Below are 16515 nucleotides of genomic sequence, written 5' to 3' on the forward strand. Positions count from 1 at the left end.
TCGGGATCTCCCGGGCAACGCGTACCGGTGCCGCGACGAAGGTGTAACCGTGCTTGCCGCCCGCGCGCACGACCTGCACACCGCATTGTGTCCCGCTGCGGCTGACGAGTGGTCGCACGTGATCCTCGACGGGAAACTGTTCGACTCGCCCGTCGGATCAGGGCCGTCTCGAGCGTCGAAGCCGACCTGATCGACGCGTGGTAGCTCGGCAGGCATCGCGACTTCGGCGCGAACGGCCAAGCGATCATGCGCCCCGACGGGTTGCCGATGTGGACCTCGATCGCGATGCCCGGGCGTCAGCACGACACCAGCCGCGCCCACGAGCTCGGTGTCACCACGGCGCTGAACTGGTCCGCGGCCGACCTCGATCTGCCCGCGCCGGCCAACCCTGGGTACGAAAGCACAGGTCACGGCATCAAAACTCCGATCAAACAGCCGACTGGCGACAGCCGGCTCGCCATCGGCGACCGCACTTACGACAGGCTGCAGCGCGAACTGCGCCGGCAGGGCGAAGGCGGCTTCGCGATCCTCGTCGGACGGTGGGAAACGTTACGCCACACCACTACCGGCCCACGCCGGATCGGCGTGATCGTCGCCGCCCTGTACCTGACCCACTTCGAATAGAAACTCCTGCCCGATGCTTACTGTCATCATCTTATTATTCAGTGTTCCCGAACGGTTCGGTTCTCCTGGAGTGCGATTTCAAGAAACTCTCTCCATCCTCCCGCGCTGTCCGGGTCGCTGACATCCTTTATGTTGCTCGAGCCCTGCGAGGTCGCCCTGCGTTCCCGGCAATGTGGCAATTCAGAATACGCGGGTGGGGGTGGGGGCTGGTTGACTCGATGGTGCCGTTGATTCAAGAAATACGTGAGGAGTGCTGAGCCTTGTTCACCACCAACGCGTTTGCCGCGCCCGCCGAGGGCGCTCCGCTAGGGGCAACGACGATCACCCGCCGCGAGGTCGGGCCGCAGGACGTGCTGATCGACGTGGCGTACTGCGGGATCTGCCATACCGACATCCACACCGTGCGCGGCGAGTGGGGGCCGCGGCCCTTCCCGCTGGTACCCGGCCACGAGATCATCGGGACCGTAGCTGCGGTCGGGGCGGACGTGTCGCGGTTCTCGCCGGGAGAGCGGGTCGGGGTCGGCTGCATGGTCAGGTCCTGCGGGGAGTGCGGGAGTTGCCGCGCCGGGCAGGAGCAGGACTGCCCGGCCATGGTCGGCACCTACGGCGGAATCGACGCCGACGGCAGCGTCACCCAGGGCGGCTACGCTGGGAAGATCGTGGTCGGCGAGGATTTCGTGCTGCGCATCCCGGACGCTCTTGACCCGGCCGGGGCGGCGCCGCTGCTGTGTGCCGGCATCACCGTGTACTCGCCGTTGCGCCGTTATGGTGCCGGTCCGGGCACAAAGGTCGCTGTGGTCGGGCTGGGTGGACTCGGTCACATCGGTGTCAAGCTCGCCGTGGCGATGGGCGCCGAGGTGACCGTGCTGTCGCGGACCCTGAAGAAGTCCGAGGACGGCCTGCGGATGGGCGCCGCCCATTACCACGCAACCTCCGACCCCCGCGTCCTCGCCGGTCTCGCCGGTCAGTTCGACCTCATGATCAGTACCCTCAGCGCGCCCCCGGATCTGCCCACCCTGCTCTCGCTGCTGGCCCCCGGCGGCACCATGGTCAACGTCGGCATTCCCCCCGAGCCGCTCGCCCTGCCCGCCTTTTCCCTGATCATGGGACGCAAGACCCTCGCCGGGTCCCTGTTCGGGGGCATTGCCGAGACCCAGGAGATGCTCGACTTCTGCGCCGCCCACCACATCACCGCCGACATCGAGGTCATCGCTCCCGACACCGTCAACACCGCATACGAGCGTGTATTGGATTCCGACGTCCGCTACCGCTTCGTCATCGACACCACCACCCTCTCCTGACATCAAGGGGGGCTGTCTCGCCAACGGTGTTTCCGGCGATCTTAGTTAGTACTGCAACGGCAGTTGTCAGGGGTAGCCGTGTTGTCGGTAGTGGCAGGTTCGGGCTTGGTGTTGGCGTCGTCGTCGCCATCTCGACCAGGACCAGACGTGTTCTGGTGGGTGGGTTTGTCGCACGGCCAGTGCGGTGAGGAGCCTGCGGATCTCCGGTACGGTGTAGCCGATCATCATGCCGGTGCTGCTGTCGGTTCCCCTTTTACGGCAAGGGATCGGGCCACGGACAGCCAGGCGTGGGCGGCCATCGACAGGGTGATGTGGGCGTACCAGGCCCGCCAGTCCCGTACCTGGTACTCATCCAGACCCGCTTCGTTTTTCGCCTGTTGGAAGCATTCCTCGATCGCCCACCTACTGCCGGCGACCCGGGCCAGGTCGACCAGACGGGTCCGCCGGGGTCCGTAACAGACGTAGTAGGCGATCTCCCCGGTGGTGATACTGCGGCGGGCGAGGAGCCAGTACCCGCGTCCCGGTTTCCAGAACACGCGGACCGGCACCCGCGCCCACCAGTACTCCCTGGGGCCGTGCGCTCCAGCGCCGGCGGACAGGCGGCACCATGCCCGGTCCGGCAGGCCCGCGATCAACTCGTCCGCGCGGGCTCGACCCATGCCGGTGGTGACCATGTCGTCGTTGCGGCGGGTCGCGACCACATACGCCACGTCCCGCTGTTCCAGCCAGACCCGCAGCGACTTGCACTGGCCGTAGGCCTCGTCCATCGTCACCCACCCGACCGGCACCCCCGCGTCCAACGCCCGGCCGAGCATCGTGCGGGCCATCTCCACCTTCGTGGCAAATTCCACCTCGTCCGGGATACCGGCGGCCCGGCACCGGTCCCGGTCATCGGTCCACGACACCGGCAGGTACAACTGCCGGTCGATCAACGCGTGCCCACGAGCTGACCGGTAGGCCAGGAACACCCCGACCTGGCAGTTCTCCCTCCGCCCCGCGGTCCCGGAATACTGCCGTTGAACTCCGGCCGACCGGACGCCCTTCTTCAGGAACCCGGTGTCATCCACAATCAGCACACCCCGCGGGTCACCGAGATGCTCGACCACGTAGTCCCGAACGTCGTCACGGACCGCGTCGACGTCCCAGTCCGCCCACCGCAACAACCGCTGCATCCCGTCCGGCGACACATCCCCGGCCAGCTCCGCAAGGGTCCACCCGTTCTTCCGGTCCAGGCTTGTGACCAGCCCACACATGTACTGACGAGCCCGCCGTCTCGGCTCCGCCCGACGAAACCGGGCCGCTATCCGACCGTGGAGCTGGTCCAACTCAGCATGCCACCGAACAACATCGACATCCGTCACGCGATACCCAACGAACGTGAACACAACTCGACTCGGTCAGTGCCGTTGCAGTATTAGGGCGTGTCTCATTTGGTGAGGCGGCGGTAGCAGATCAGGGTGCTGGCGATAGTGGCGAAGGCTTCGCAGTGGTCGCCTTTGCGGTCATAGCGGCGGACCAGACGCCGGTAGCGCATCAGCCAGGACAGGCACGATTCGACGACCCAGCGATGGCGACCCAGGCGTTTGGAGGACTCGATGCCCTTGCGGGCGATCCTGACCCCGATCCCTCGCCGCCGGACCTCGGCGCGCAGGTCACGGGTGTCGTAGGCCTTGTCCGCGTGCAGCTTGTCCGGCCGCCACCGGCGGCGCCCGCTCGGTGTGCGGATCGCCGGTACGCAGTCGAGCATGGGAAGGAGTAGTTGGCTGTCGTGGGTGTTGGCCGCGGTGACCATGACGGCCAGGGGCAGTCCGGCACGGTCACAGATGACATGGATCTTGCTGCCCGGCTTGCCACGGTCGACCGGATTTGGGCCGGTCAGATCGCCCCCTTTTCCGCCCGCACGCTGATCGAGTCGACCACCGCCCGCGACCAGTCGATCCGGCGGTCACTGCCGAGCCGGTCCAGGGTCGCCTCGTGTAGCCGAAGCCAGAACCCGGCCGCGGTCCACTGGCTGAACCGTCGGTGGGCGGTGGCCCGGGTGACCCCGAACAACGCCTCTGGCAGCTTCCACCAGGAACAACCCGCCTGCGTCACGTACACGATCGCCGCCAGCACCGCCCGGTCATCCACCCGCCGCCGACCACCACCTTGCCGCCGAACCGGCGCGGGCGGAATCAACGGCTCCGCGATCTCCCACAGATCGTCCGGCGCCCAGGTACGGATCATCACCTCGTACACGGACACAGATCATGCCCCAGGCAGGCGACCACCCAAATGAGACACGCCCTTAGTAGGTTTCAGTGGTCGGGAAGCGGTCGTTGAAGGTGATGGCGAAGGCGTTCAACGCGGGTTTCCACCGCATCGCCCACCGGGTTCGGCCGGTCCCGGTCGGGTCCAGGGACCGGGTGACCAGGTACAGACACTTCAACGCGGCCTGTTCGTTCGGGAAGTGGCCACGGGCCTTGATCGCGCGCCGGTAGCGGGCGTTCAGTGACTCGATCGCGTTCGTCGAGCAGATGACCTTCCGGATCTCGAGGTCGTAGTCGAGGAACGGGATGAACTCGGACCAGGCGTTGTCCCAGAGGCGGATTACGGCTGGGTAGCGGCCGCCCCACTTCTCGGCCAGGTCGTCGAACGCGGCCCGGGCCGCGGTGGCGTTCACCGCGGTGTAGATCGGTTTGACGTCTCGTTTCAGTTCGTCCCAGTACCTGCGGGACGTCAACCGGAACGTGTTGCGGATCAAGTGGATGATGCATGTCTGCACGATGGCGCGGGGCCAGACGTTCGTGACCACCTCCGGTAGGCCCTTCAACCCATCGCAGACCAGGAAGAACACGTCCTTGACCCCCCGGTTGCGCAGGTCGGTCAGCACGCTCATCCAGAACTTCGCGCCCTCACCACCGGTGCCGGCCCACAGGCCGAGAATGTCCTTCTCCCCGTCGAGGGTGACCCCGATCGCGGCGTAGAACGGCCGGTTGCTCACCTGCCCATCCCGCACCTTGACCACGATCGCGTCGATGAACACCGCCGCGTAGACCTCGTCCAAGGGCCGGTGAGACCAGTCGGTCATCTCCTCGATCACCTTGTCGGTGATCCGGGAAATAGTCTCCTTCGACACCGACGCCCCGTAGATCTCGGCGAAGTGCGCGCAGATCTCCCCGGTCGTCAGTCCCTTGGCATACAACGACAGCACGACCTCGTCGACCCCGGACAACCGCCGCTGACGCTTACGCACGATCTGCGGATCGAACGTTCCCGCCCGATCGCGTGGCACGTCGATCTCGACCGGTCCGGTGGTATCGGTCAGCACCGTCTTCGACCGGGAGCCGTTACGGACATTGCCCGACCCCGCGCCGCTCGGTTCGTGTTTCTCGTAGCCGAGGTGCCCGGTCATCTCCTCGTTGAGCGCAGTCTCCAGAACCGTCTTCGTCAGCTGTTTGAGTAACCCGTCCGGGCCGGTCAGCGACAGCCCCTGTTCCTTGGCCAGCCGCACCAACTCGGCGGCGGCCTTCGCCTCCGCCGACGGTTCGGCCTTGATCTTCCTCGCGTTCACATCGTTCCGCGTCGCGGTCATCACGGCACCCTCCTCACCAGGCACAACGCCCGGTAGGTCAGGCCGGAAACACCGTTAGATCCACAGACCCGGATCGTCCGCCGGTTCGGGACTGTCGACAGCTCCTCCGTCGACCAGTGGGGGTGCAATCGGGGTGGAGTGCTTCGAAGACGACGTCGGACAGGCGTCGCTTGAGCACGCACAGCGCTTCGAGGCCACCCGTCGCCGTCGGCCTTGCGTCGGGTGATGAGGTTCTTGGCGGGCTGGTGGCAGCGCGCCTGAGTCATGGCGATACGGTGCAGAGCGGCATTGAGCTGCCGGTTACCGGTGCGGCTGAGCCGGCGCCGGGAGCGGTTCGACCGATCTCCGTCAGCAGTGGTCGGTGGTGTGGGACCGGGCGGTGAGCTGGACTGATTGGGGCCGACCGCCTCAGACGGTTGCGGCAACCAGCTGTGACAACCGGCGCACGCCCTCGGCAAGCCGGTCCGCTTCCAGGTAACTGCAGGACAGGCGGATCGATTGGTGACCGCCGTCGGCGTAGAAGAAGCTCATCGGGGTCCACAGGACGCCGAACTGCTCGGCGGAGCGCTCGAGCAGCTTCTCGTCGGCCCGAAACGGCACGTCCACGACCACGAAGAACCCGCCACCGGGCACATTCCACCGCACCCCGCGTTCGTCGCGATCCGGCTGTGGGAAGTGCTCGTCCAGCGACGCGAGCAGGACGCGCAGGTTGTTCCGGTAGAACGCGATCTTGTCGCGGTTCGCGGTGCGCAGGCTGCAGTCCGATTCGACGAGAATGCCGCCGATGACGGCCTGCGCGATCGGCGAGGTGTTCACGGTCAGCATGCTCTTGATGGCCGACATCTCGTCGGCGAGCAGGGTGCGCCGGCCGGCCCGGTCGACCACGATCTGGTCGGCGACAAGAAATCCTACGCGGGCACCGGGAAAGCAGGACTTCGCGAACGAGCCGAGGTAGATCACACGACCTCCGGTGTCCAGCGACTTCAGCGTCGGGCGCGGTTCGTCGTCGGTTCCGAACAGGCCGTAGGGGTCGTCCTCCAGCAGCAGCAGGTCCTGTTCCGCGGCGACGTCGAGCAACCTCCGGCGGGTCGCCGTGGGCAGCGAGGCGCCCGACGGGTTCGAGAAGTTCGGCACCAAGTAGAGCGCGCGTGGCCGCTTGCCCGCCGCACGGACCCGGCGCGCGACCTCGGCGACGGTCTCCGGATCAACCCCGCCGATGCTCTCCGGCACGGGCACCGCGTCCACGCCGAGGATCCGAGCCGCACCGGTCAGCCCGACGTAGCAGGGCTCGACGGCGAGGACAACGTCGTCCGGGTCCGAGCACAGCGCGCGAAGCACGATGATCATGGCCTCCTGGCAGCCCGCGGTGACCATCACCGACTCCGGGGATACCACGATGTTCTCGTCGATCTCGAGCATCCGCGAGATCAGCTCGCCGAGCTGACCGTTGGTGCGCCCGTACTGCAACAGCATGCCGGGCACGCGGTCCCAGCTGAGTCCACCGGCGAGCAAATAATCTACATAGGACTGCTGGTACCCCGCGATGTCGTCGACCGAGTAGAATCCGTCGTAGGGACGGCCCGCGGCGAGCGAGATCGCGCGCGGGTGGCGGCCCGCGACCTCGTTGAGGAAGTTCATCGACGACGCCACCGGATCGGATACCGAGACGTGCAGCTCGGCGCGGGCGATCTCAACCATGGTGCTCCGATCCGGTGGCGGCCAGCGAGGTGAGCTCGACGAGCCGGGAGGAGACGTCGACGACGCGCAGGTCGCAAACGGCGGTGATGAACGGCAGGAGGGTCGTGAAGTGCGTGCACGCGAGGACGACGGCTTCGATGCCGAGCCGTTCGGCCATGCGCAGCGTGGTCGGCAGGTGCGATGCGGTGAAGGCCGCTTCGGCGTCGCCTGCCTCGGTGCCGCTTGCCTCGATGGCGCGCACCAACGCGGGGTCCGAAACCCCGAGCACCCGGTGGCCGGGGGCGACCCGCCACGCTGTGCGCTCAACCCCGAGCAGGCCCTGCGTGTTCCCTGTGACTACCAGAGAGGAGCGCAGCTGCGGCAGCAGTTCCCGGTACACGGTGACCGGGGACACCACCGGCAGCGCGGTGTGGTCGTGGTCGACCACCGCGGACATCGAGTTGCAGAACAGCATCGCGAGATCCGTGCCCGCGGCGCGCAGCTCGGCCAGGCATCGATGGAACGTGGCCGCGAGGCCGGCGGGGTCCTGGTACTGCAGCGCGTCCTGTTCGTCCGGCGACGCCGCCATGGCGTGCGGCTGTGCGGGCAGCCCCGCGGCCCGCAGCAGCTCGGCTCCCAGTCCAGAGTCGTACGGGGTTCCGGCGATGACGGCCACGGCGGGGCCGTCGCTCTTCTCCGGCATCGCGTCTCCCGTCCGGGTGGGGACAACCTGTGCATCGATCGTCGCAGCGCGGTGGCTGGCAGTCGTCTCCTCCGGTGCGGTCAGTCCGGCGCGATGACCTTGCCAGGATTGAGGATCCCGGCGGGGTCGAGCGCGGCCTTCAGCGCCCGGTGCACCCGCAGGCCGACCGGTCCCAGCTCGCGGGCGAGCCACTCGCGCTTGAGCAGGCCGACGCCGTGCTCGCCGGTACAGGTACCGCCCAGTGCCAGGCCCAGCCGCATGATCTCGTCGAACACCACCCGCCCGCGCTCGACGCAGGCCGGATCGGCGCGGTCCACCACGATGACCGGATGCAGGTTCCCGTCGCCGGCGTGGCCCACCACACCCACCAGCACGCCGCGCCGCATGGAGATCTCCTCGACGCCGGTCACGAGGTCGACGATCCGCGATCGAGGCACGGCGACATCGTCCACGACGAGACCACCCCGGCCGCCGGGGAAGGCCTGCATCGCGGCCTGTTCCATGGCCGGGTGGGCGAGCCTGCGAGCCGCGGTGAGGGCCTCGGCCTCGGTCGCGTCACCCGCGAGGTACAGCTCGCTCGCCCCGGCCGCGCGGCAGCACTCGGTGATCCGCTCGAGGTCGGCACCCGCGCGGTCGCCGGTGTCAGCCGCGATCAGCAGCATCGCCGCGGCCTCGGTGTCGAGGCCCATCGGCCGGTAAGCCTCGATCGCCCGCAGGTGCGTCCGGTCGAGCAGTTCCAGCATGCTCGGCACGTACCCGGCGGCGATCACCGCGGACACGGCCTGCCCCGCGGCCGCCACCGTCGGGAACATCGCCACGAGCGTCCGGGCCTCCTGGGCCGCGGGCCGGAGCCGGACGGTGATCTCGGTGATGATCCCGAGGGTGCCCTCCGCGCCGACGAACAGGCTGGGAAGGTCGTACCCGGCGACGCCCTTCACCGTGCGCCGGCCACAGCGCAGGATCTCGCCGTCGGCGAGCACGACCTCCAGGCCGAGGACGTACTCGCCGGTGACGCCGTACTTGACGCAGCACATCCCGCCGGCGTCGGTCGAGACGTTGCCGCCGATCGTCGACGACTCCCACGACCCGGGGTCGGGCGGGAAGGCGAGACCCTTCTCGGCGACGGCCCTGCGCAGCTGGGCGTTGACCACGCCGGGCTGCACGACCGCGATCCGCTCCCCGGGGTCGATCTCGAGGATCCGGCTCATCCCGGCCAGCGAGACGAGCAGGGCGCCGTCGACCGCGTTGGCCGCGCCGGCGAGCCCGGTCCGCGCGCCCTGCGGGACGACCGGCACCCCGTGGGCCGCGGCGACCCGGACGATCGCGGCGACCTCGGCGGTGTCCTGCGGGCGGACCACGGCGAGCGGTGCGCCCGCTGCGCACAGGTCGGCCTCGTCGCGGCAGTGGGCAGCGAGCAGATCCGGGTCGGTCGACACCCGATCCGCGGGCAGCACGGCCAGCAGGTCCTCAACCGTTGATCTCCTGTCGTCAACGCCCACCGACGACCTCGGCCCGATCCGGTTCTCCGATGCGGTCTTCGACGCCGCCGTGCGCGTTCTTCGCGTGCCGGAACGCCGTCAGGACCAGCACGCAGAGGCCGGCACACAGGACGGCGCAGATGACGCCCACCACGTGCAGCCCGGATGTGAACGCCTCGCGGGACGCGCTCAGCAGGTCGTCGCGCTGCTGGGCGGGAAGCTGGGTGGCCGCGTCGACCGCTCGGTCGATGCTCTCAGCGGCGGCGTTCGCGGCGGCGGGCGGCAGCCCGCCCAGCGCGCCCTCCACGGTGTACCGGTACACCGCGGTCCCGATCGTAGCGATCGTGGCGATGCCGAGCCCGATGGCGAACTCGGTGGCTGTCTGCACGATCGACGCCCCCGAACCCGCCTTGTCCGGCGGCACGGCTCCCATGGCGAGGTGGTTGGCCAGCGCGGCCAGTGGCGCGGTACCGAGCATGACGACACACATCGCGATGAAGATCGTCGTGGCACCGGACGTCGCGTCGGTGAGCGTGAACGTCAGGTAGCCGAGGCTGGCGACGACCATGCCGCCCGCGATCAGGTAGGCCGGACGGATGCGGTCGGCCACCCGCGGGGCGGTCAGGCTGGCAATGATCATCAGTGTTTGCGGCACCAGCAGGAGCAGGCCGGCCGCCAACGGGGTGCGGCCAATGACGTTCTGCAGGTACAAGGTGACGATCAGAAGGCTGCCCGCGCCCACGAGTGCGGAGATGAAGAACATGATCACCGTGGAGCGGAAGATCCGGTTGCCGAACAGGCGCAGGTCCAGCAGCGGGTGCTCAAGGCGACGCTGCCGCTGGACGAACGCCATCCCGATCGCGACGCCGAACATCAGCGACACCGCGGGGAACCACGTCCAGCCGTCGCGGGCCAACGACTTGATCCCGTAGGCGAACGGCAAGATCGCCGCGAGGGACAGCACGACGCTGAGCGGGTCGAGCTTGCCCGCCTGCGGCGACCTCTGTTCGGAAAGCAGCGCGGGACCGAATACCAACAGCAGCACGATTCCCGGTACGGACACCAGGAGCACCGAACCCCACCAGAAGAACTCGAGCAGCACACCGCCGACCAGCGGGCCCAGCGTCGATCCGGTCATGAAGCAGGCCGTCCAGATTGCGAGAGCGCGGCCACGGTCCTTCAGCCGGGTGAACATCCCCATGATCAGTGCCATCACCGACGGCAGCACCGCGGCGCCGGCCACGCCGAGCAGCGCACGGCTGGTGATGAGCATCTCCGGGCTGACGGAGAATGCCGCCACCACCGAGGCCACCCCGAACACCGCCGCCCCGGCCAGCAGTAGCCTCTTCCTGCCGATCCTGTCACCGAGAGTCCCCATGGTGACCAGGAAGCCCGCGATCACGAAACCGTAGATGTCCACGATCCACAGCTGCTGGATCCCGCTCGGTGCGAGGTCGGCAGTCAGCCGTGGAACGGCCAAGTACAGCACGGAGAAGTCCATCGAGACGAGAAACGTGGGCAGGCAGAGCAGAGCCAGGCCGGCCCATTCCCGCCGCCCCGGTGCGGGCTTCGTGTCTGTACTCATGTCGGCGGTGGTCACGGATCAGTCGGCCAGTCGACGGGCGATGGTCGGGATCACGATCGCGGCCGCGACCAGGTGCGTGAACATCAGCAGCAGCCGGGTCAACGTACCCGCGGGCACCAGCAGATCAGGGACCAACGACAGCACGGTCAACGCGATCGTCGTGCGCACGAAGACCGTGCGGGGCCGGCGGACGGTGCGAGCGAGGATCACCGCCAGGATCAGGCCCAGCCCGGCGAAGATCACGGTGAGCATCGCGAACCCGGACAGCTGGAGCGGCGCTCCCATGACGACCAGGCTGATGCCGGCCAGATCGGCGATGAACGCGATCAGCGCCGTGGCCACCGCAGCCACCACGATCGCGACCAGTCCCCCCTTGACGAGCGACTTTCTTGCCGGTGCAAAAGGGTTCCCGGATCGGGAACCTTGGCCGATGTTGTCGAGAGTGTCGCTCATAATTCCTCCAGCGATGTCACGTCTGGTTGGGCTGCCGACCGCCGAAGGGCGACCGACATTCGTGCTCACACCGAGTCCGGTGCTACTGCTTCCGGGCGCACAGGATCAGGTAGGTCACGTCCTCCGGGCCCAGATGAAATGCTTCCCGCATCCCGTGGCGGATGCCCTCGGTCATCTCTGCACCGAACTCCTCGGTGATCTGATCCCTGACCGACTCGAAGTGCATGAGGTGGCGCTTGCCGGTGTTGACGTACACGCGTCGGCTCTGGATCCGCTCCTCGACCACGAAACCCACGGACTCGAACGCCTTGGTCCAACTCTCCGCGGTCATGGGTTCACGGGCCAGCGGGAAGGGCCTCTTCAGCGGCGAGGCGTCGGTGGTCTTCGAGATCTCGGACATGGCGACCCGACCGCCGGGACGTAGGACCCGGTGGAACTCCCTCAGCGCATGTTCCAGGTCGTAGGCGTTGAACAGCGACTCGAACGCGACGACGGCGTCGAACTCGGCGTCCGCGAAGGGCAACGAGTGGTAGTCGGCGACCTCGAACTGGGTCTGCTCGGCCGCTCCGCTCTGCTGCGCGCGAGCCCGGCTCCTCGCGGCCTCGACAGGGCTGATCGTGATGCCGGTGACCCGGACGCCGTACGCCCCGGCGATGTCGATCGACGCGGTGCCGGTGCCGCAGCCCGCCTCGAGCAGGCGCTCACCGCGATGCAGGCCGAGGGTGTCCACGACCTTGCGGGTGAGGCGCCCGGCGCCTTCCTCCAGCGTGGCGTCGTCGCTGTCGTCGTACCAGTAGCCCTGGCGTTGATAGCCACCGAAGTACTTGTCGGCCAGTGCGCTGGCACCGTCGTAGAACTTAGCGATGTCGGCCGGATTCGCATTCAGTTCGCTCACGGAGTATTCCCTCTGGCGTCGGGTGTGACGTCATGATTTCGTCGTGCCACCGGCCCAGGCATCTTCCCGACTGCGCGGTACAACGTGGCCCGGCCGGCCCGACGATCACGTAGCGGGCGAGACCGCACCGGTTCCTGAACCAAACAATTCCGAATCCGGCGACGCAAGGCCGGCGCGCAGCAGGTCTCGGTATTCGGCGAGCATCGAGAGGATGCTCGACTCGTCGAACTCGAGACTGTTGAACTTCACCACGCCCAGCATCTCGCCGGCCGGGTCCAGGTCGAAGTCCCACAGACTGCCGCTCGGAATCTCGGAGGTGTCGGTGTCCGAGATCAGCCGCCGGCGTAGGCCGGAGTAGCGGAGGTCACCGACAAGCTCCTCGTCCAGCGTCTGCGGGTAGTGGTTGACCTCGAACGTTATGACGACGCCGTGCGGATCCCCGTACGGGCTCATCAGATCGGGTGCGGCTTGGGCCAGTACCTCACGGAACGGCAGTTCGTAGGACATGGCCTCGAACAACGTGGCACGGGTCTTGCTAACCAGGTCGCGGAAGGTCACGCAGCCGGACACGTCGACCCGGATCGGAACGAGGTTGAAGAACAGCCCGACGGTCTCGTGGAACTCCGGCGCCGCACGGCCGGACATGAACGTCGTGGCCAGGATGTCGCGCACACCCGTCCGCCGGTGCAGGAACAGCAGGTAGCACGCGTAAAGGACCATGAACGACGAGCAGCGCATCGATTTCGCCAGCGCGTTCGTGGCGGTGAAGAGCTCCTTGTCGAACGCGAACCGATGCACCGCGTAGCTCGGTCGGGTGTCCGGCCGCCGGACCCGATCGGTGGGGACGGTGACGAACTTAGCGCCGTCGAGCTTGGCCTTCCAGTACTCGCGGGCGGCGACCGCGGACTTGTCGCCCAGCGCCCGCTGCTCCCAGCTCGCGTGCTCGCCGTACTGGCGCATCGCCGGCAGGGTAGGCTCGGCGAAGCCCCGGCGATTCGCGTAGCAGATAGCGATGTCGCGGAGCACCACGTGAATGGACCAGGCGTCGCTGACCGTGTGGTGGGTGACGAGCACGAGCACGGCGTCATCGGCACCGAATCGCCCCAGCGAGGCGCGCAGCAACGGCATGCGCGTGATGTCGCACCTGCTGTCGCCCTCGACCTCGTTGAGGAACTCGTGCGCGCGACGCTCCCGGTCCGCCGCGTCCCCCGCCGGGGTGAGCTCGCTGACCGTGAGGTCCACGGGGCTCGGCGGGTGGACCCGGCCGTAGGGCTCGCCCTCGTCCCGGACGATGAGGGTGCGCAGACCCTCGTGCCGCGCTGCGACGTCGTCCAACGCCGCCTGCAGCGTCGTCAGGTCGAGCTCACCGCGCAGCCGCCAGCCCGCGGTGACGATGTTCCGCGGGCCGAATGCGCCGAAGGTGTCATCGCCCTGGTCGAAGGCGCACATGAACGCCTGGCTGGCCGAGAGGTCTCGCCGGCCGGTCGCGGCACCGGTACGCGGGCGTTCTGTCTCGATGGTCATCGGGCTGCGGTTCCTCTCGTCGGCCGGCGGCACCGTCGCTCTGGCGGGTCTGCCGGGCAGTCGGGTTGCCGATCCACTGTGCCTGCCGCTGCGCCGCGGGCTTCTCGATTGGTGCGCCGCCGACCCGACCCCTCGCGTCCGACCGTATGCTGCCGAGAGATACGGGCTTCTCCATTCGAGCGCTGTTTCGTTGAACCCGTGTGCCCGAGCCGTCAGAAGCTAGAGTGACGGTCGATAGGCGGACCAGGAAAGCATCCACAAGCTGGGGCCCGGACCGTCCACAAGCTGGGAGAAAGGAACACGGGAGAACGTGAAACTCACAACGACCACGTGCGTCACCGTCGACGGCGTGATGCAGGGCCTCGGTGACCCGGACGAGGATCGGCGCGGTGGGTTCGAGCGTGGTGGCTGGCAAGGTCCGCTCTGGGACGACGAGGCCGGCGCTTTCATGAACGACATCTACGCCAGGGCTGACGCCTTCCTGTTCGGCAGGCGCACGTACGAGATCTTCGCCGGTTCCTGGGGACAGATGGCTGATCCCGGCGACAACGCCATCTGGAAGGCCCTCAACACGAAGCCCAAGTACGTCGTGTCGAACTCGATCACCGAACCGTCGTGGGCCGATACGACCGTCCTCTCCGGTGATCTCGCGGCCGCTATCGAGGAGCTCACCTCGAAGCCGGGAGGAGAGCTTCAGGTGCACGGCAGCGGCGCGCTGATCCGCTGGCTGCTCGACCACGAGTTCGTCGACGAGATCAACCTGATGATCAGTCCGGTTGTCCTCGGCCAGGGAACGCGACTGTTTCCCGACACCGGCCTGGACACGTTGCTCGAACAGGTGGAGTCGCGGGCGACCCGCACCGGCATGACGCTCCAGGTCTTCCGCCCCAAGGGCCGCCCCCGATACGCCAGGGCCGATGCCTGATCCGGCGTACCCGGACGCTCCGCCACCTGTGAGACGCGGTGACCGGGAATCTCCGGCATCGTGAACAGGAGACGCCCGGTCCTCGGCCGCGCCGAACCGGCTACGCGCCTCGATGCCTACCGGCTCCTGGCGGCGTGACCCCACCCGACCAAGGAGATGCGGCAGATGGCCGAACTGCCCGAGGCGATCGAATCCACTCGCCCGCTGACCGGCGAGGAGTACCTCGAAACCGTGCGCGACGACCGGGAGATCTACATCTACGGCGAGCGGGTCAAGGACGTCACCGAGCACCCCGCGTTCCGCAACCCGGCCCGGATGACCGCACGCCTCTACGACGCACTGCACGACCCCGAGCACCACGACGTCCTCACCACCGCCACCGACCACGACGGCCCCCGGGGCTACACCCACCGCTTCTACACGACACCGCACACCGTCGACGACCTCGTCGCCGACCAGAAAGCCATCGCCACCTGGGCCCGGCTCAGCTACGGCTGGATGGGCCGCAGCCCCGACTACAAGGGAGCGTTCTTCGGCACGCTCGGCGTCAACGCCGACTTCTACAACCCCTTCGCCGACAACGCCCGCCGCTGGTATCGAGAGGCCCAGGAAAAGGTCCTCTACTGGAACCACGCCTTCGTCCACCCACCCGTGGACCGCGACAAACCAGCACACGAGGTCGCCGACGTGTTCATCCACGTCGAACGCGAGACCGACAGCGGGGTGATCGTGTCCGGGGCGAAGGTGGTGGCCACCGGATCGGCACTGACCCACCACAACTTCATCGCCCACGACCGGTTGCCGGTCAAGGACCGCAAGTTCAACATCGTAGCCACCGTGCCGATGAACGCACCCGGCCTCAAACTGATCTGCCGGCAGTCCTACGCGGCGGCGTCGACGCTCACCGGCAGTCCGTTCGACTACCCCCTGTCCTCCCGGATGGACGAGAACGACGCCATCCTCATCCTGGACAAGGTGCTCATCCCCTGGGAGAACGTCTTCATCTACGGCGACGCGATGAAGGTCGGCATGTTCACCGGACAGTCGGGTTTCAACGAGCGCGCCCAGCTCCACGGAGCCACCCGGCTGGCGGTGAAATTCGAGTTCCTCGCCGGCCTGCTCGCCAAGGCCTTCGAGATCACCGGCGTCAACAACTTCCGCGGCGTGCAGACCCGCCTCGGTGAGGTACTCGCGTGGCGCAACCTCTTCTGGGGACTCTCCGACGCCGCCGCCCGCAACCCCGTACCCTGGCGCAACGGATCAGTGCTACCCAACCCGGACTACGGGTCGGCGTTCCGCTGGTTCTCCCAGCTCGGCTACGCACGCCTACGAGAGATCGTGCTACAGGACGTGGCCAGCGGGCTGATCTACCTCAACTCCAGCGCACAGGACTTCGGCAACGACAACGTCCGGCCGTACCTGGACAAATACCTCCGCGGCTCACACGGCATCGACTCCGTCGAACGCGTCAAAGTCATGAAACTGCTCTGGGACGCCGTCGGCTCCGAATTCGGTGGCCGCCACGAACTCTACGAACGCAACTACACCGGCAACCACGAGAACACCCGGATCGGGATTCTGATGGGGCAGATGGCCGACGGGCAGCTGGACGGCTACAAAAGCTTCGTCGACCAATGCCTCGCCGAATACGACCTCGACGGCTGGACCGTCCCCGACCTCTCCTCCTTCGAGAACATCGGCCGACAGGCCCGCAACCTCCTCTCCTGAGCGGTTGTCGAAGGCCGTCGCCCGGTTCTCACCGGGCGCGGTGCGCGA

The 16515-nt window shown here is 67.7% G+C and carries 15 protein-coding genes; 4 read left to right on the plus strand and 11 right to left on the minus strand.

Annotated elements, in window-relative coordinates:
* Nucleotides 1-267: 267 nt before the first annotated feature.
* Nucleotides 268-624 carry a transposase family protein gene (locus H4W31_RS43160; RefSeq protein ID WP_264084083.1) on the plus strand — a complete coding sequence of 119 codons (357 nt, stop codon included), beginning with the start codon at nucleotides 268-270 and terminating at the stop codon, nucleotides 622-624.
* Nucleotides 625-884: 260 nt separating this feature from the next.
* Complete coding sequence (locus H4W31_RS26665) at nucleotides 885-1925, plus strand: NAD(P)-dependent alcohol dehydrogenase (protein WP_192769154.1); 1041 nt, start codon at nucleotides 885-887, stop codon at nucleotides 1923-1925.
* A 224-nt stretch (nucleotides 1926-2149) separates the two neighbouring features.
* Here H4W31_RS26665 and H4W31_RS26670 read toward each other — a convergent pair whose 3' ends face one another.
* The 11 genes from H4W31_RS26670 to H4W31_RS26720 all read right to left on the minus strand — a co-directional run bounded on the left by H4W31_RS26670 (nucleotide 2150) and on the right by H4W31_RS26720 (nucleotide 13847).
* Nucleotides 2150-3286, minus strand: a complete 1137-nt coding sequence (locus H4W31_RS26670; protein ID WP_192767359.1) for an IS701 family transposase — start codon at nucleotides 3284-3286, stop codon at nucleotides 2150-2152.
* Nucleotides 3287-3351: 65 nt separating this feature from the next.
* A protein-coding gene (locus tag H4W31_RS26675; RefSeq protein WP_404825733.1) for an IS5 family transposase occupies nucleotides 3352-4151 on the minus strand; the annotation gives its coding sequence in 2 pieces (ribosomal slippage) (nucleotides 3352-3812 and nucleotides 3812-4151; 801 coding nt in all).
* Nucleotides 4152-4212: 61 nt separating this feature from the next.
* Complete coding sequence (locus H4W31_RS26680) at nucleotides 4213-5499, minus strand: IS256 family transposase (protein ID WP_192768751.1); 1287 nt, start codon at nucleotides 5497-5499, stop codon at nucleotides 4213-4215.
* Complete coding sequence (locus tag H4W31_RS44880) at nucleotides 5499-5957, minus strand: transposase (RefSeq protein ID WP_404825624.1); 459 nt, start codon at nucleotides 5955-5957, stop codon at nucleotides 5499-5501. The genes H4W31_RS26680 and H4W31_RS44880 overlap by 1 nt, the downstream gene beginning before the upstream one ends.
* Nucleotides 5908-7197: an aminotransferase-like domain-containing protein gene (locus H4W31_RS26690; protein WP_192769156.1), complete on the minus strand. Its 1290-nt coding sequence runs from the start codon at nucleotides 7195-7197 to the stop codon at nucleotides 5908-5910. Before H4W31_RS26690 ends, H4W31_RS44880 begins: the two co-directional genes overlap by 50 nt.
* On the minus strand, nucleotides 7190-7879 hold the full coding sequence (locus H4W31_RS26695) for an aspartate/glutamate racemase family protein (RefSeq protein ID WP_192769157.1): 690 nt from the start codon (nucleotides 7877-7879) through the stop codon (nucleotides 7190-7192). Before H4W31_RS26695 ends, H4W31_RS26690 begins: the two co-directional genes overlap by 8 nt.
* Nucleotides 7880-7959: 80 nt before the next feature.
* Nucleotides 7960-9378, minus strand: a complete 1419-nt coding sequence (locus tag H4W31_RS26700) for an FAD-binding oxidoreductase (protein ID WP_192769158.1) — start codon at nucleotides 9376-9378, stop codon at nucleotides 7960-7962.
* Nucleotides 9368-10942: an MFS transporter gene (locus H4W31_RS26705; protein WP_192769159.1), complete on the minus strand. Its 1575-nt coding sequence runs from the start codon at nucleotides 10940-10942 to the stop codon at nucleotides 9368-9370. Before H4W31_RS26705 ends, H4W31_RS26700 begins: the two co-directional genes overlap by 11 nt.
* An 18-nt stretch (nucleotides 10943-10960) precedes the next feature.
* Complete coding sequence (locus tag H4W31_RS26710) at nucleotides 10961-11464, minus strand: DUF6069 family protein (protein ID WP_318783421.1); 504 nt, start codon at nucleotides 11462-11464, stop codon at nucleotides 10961-10963.
* 13 nt (nucleotides 11465-11477) lie between these two features.
* The gene (locus H4W31_RS26715) at nucleotides 11478-12290 is read right to left on the minus strand and encodes an SAM-dependent methyltransferase (RefSeq protein ID WP_192769160.1); all 813 of its coding nucleotides are present in this window, start codon (nucleotides 12288-12290) and stop codon (nucleotides 11478-11480) included.
* 105 nt (nucleotides 12291-12395) lie between these two features.
* Nucleotides 12396-13847 carry a condensation domain-containing protein gene (locus tag H4W31_RS26720; protein WP_318783422.1) on the minus strand — a complete coding sequence of 484 codons (1452 nt, stop codon included), beginning with the start codon at nucleotides 13845-13847 and terminating at the stop codon, nucleotides 12396-12398.
* A 277-nt stretch (nucleotides 13848-14124) separates the two neighbouring features.
* Between H4W31_RS26720 and H4W31_RS26725 the strand changes: the two genes are divergently transcribed.
* Nucleotides 14125-14739 (plus strand): dihydrofolate reductase family protein, encoded by a 615-nt coding sequence (locus H4W31_RS26725; protein WP_192769161.1) that lies wholly within the window; start codon nucleotides 14125-14127, stop codon nucleotides 14737-14739.
* A gap of 165 nt (nucleotides 14740-14904) precedes the next feature.
* Nucleotides 14905-16467, plus strand: coding sequence for a 4-hydroxyphenylacetate 3-hydroxylase family protein (locus H4W31_RS26730; protein WP_404825625.1), 1563 nt, complete (start codon nucleotides 14905-14907; stop codon nucleotides 16465-16467).
* Nucleotides 16468-16515 lie beyond the last annotated feature (48 nt).

The organism is Plantactinospora soyae (assembly GCF_014874095.1).
GTDB lineage: Bacteria > Actinomycetota > Actinomycetes > Mycobacteriales > Micromonosporaceae > Plantactinospora > Plantactinospora soyae.

Excerpts from the sequence above, each read along its gene's own strand:
- H4W31_RS26680 (WP_192768751.1), bottom strand. The coding sequence starts at position 5,499 with ATGACCGCGACGCGGAACGATGTGAACGCGAGGAAGATCAAGGCCGAA.
- H4W31_RS26695 (WP_192769157.1), bottom strand. The coding sequence starts at position 7,879 with ATGCCGGAGAAGAGCGACGGCCCCGCCGTGGCCGTCATCGCCGGAACC.
- H4W31_RS26730 (WP_404825625.1), top strand. The coding sequence starts at position 14,905 with ATGGCCGAACTGCCCGAGGCGATCGAATCCACTCGCCCGCTGACCGGC.
- H4W31_RS43160 (WP_264084083.1), top strand. The coding sequence starts at position 268 with ATGTGGACCTCGATCGCGATGCCCGGGCGTCAGCACGACACCAGCCGC.
- H4W31_RS26705 (WP_192769159.1), bottom strand. The coding sequence starts at position 10,942 with ATGAGTACAGACACGAAGCCCGCACCGGGGCGGCGGGAATGGGCCGGC.
- H4W31_RS26690 (WP_192769156.1), bottom strand. The coding sequence starts at position 7,197 with ATGGTTGAGATCGCCCGCGCCGAGCTGCACGTCTCGGTATCCGATCCG.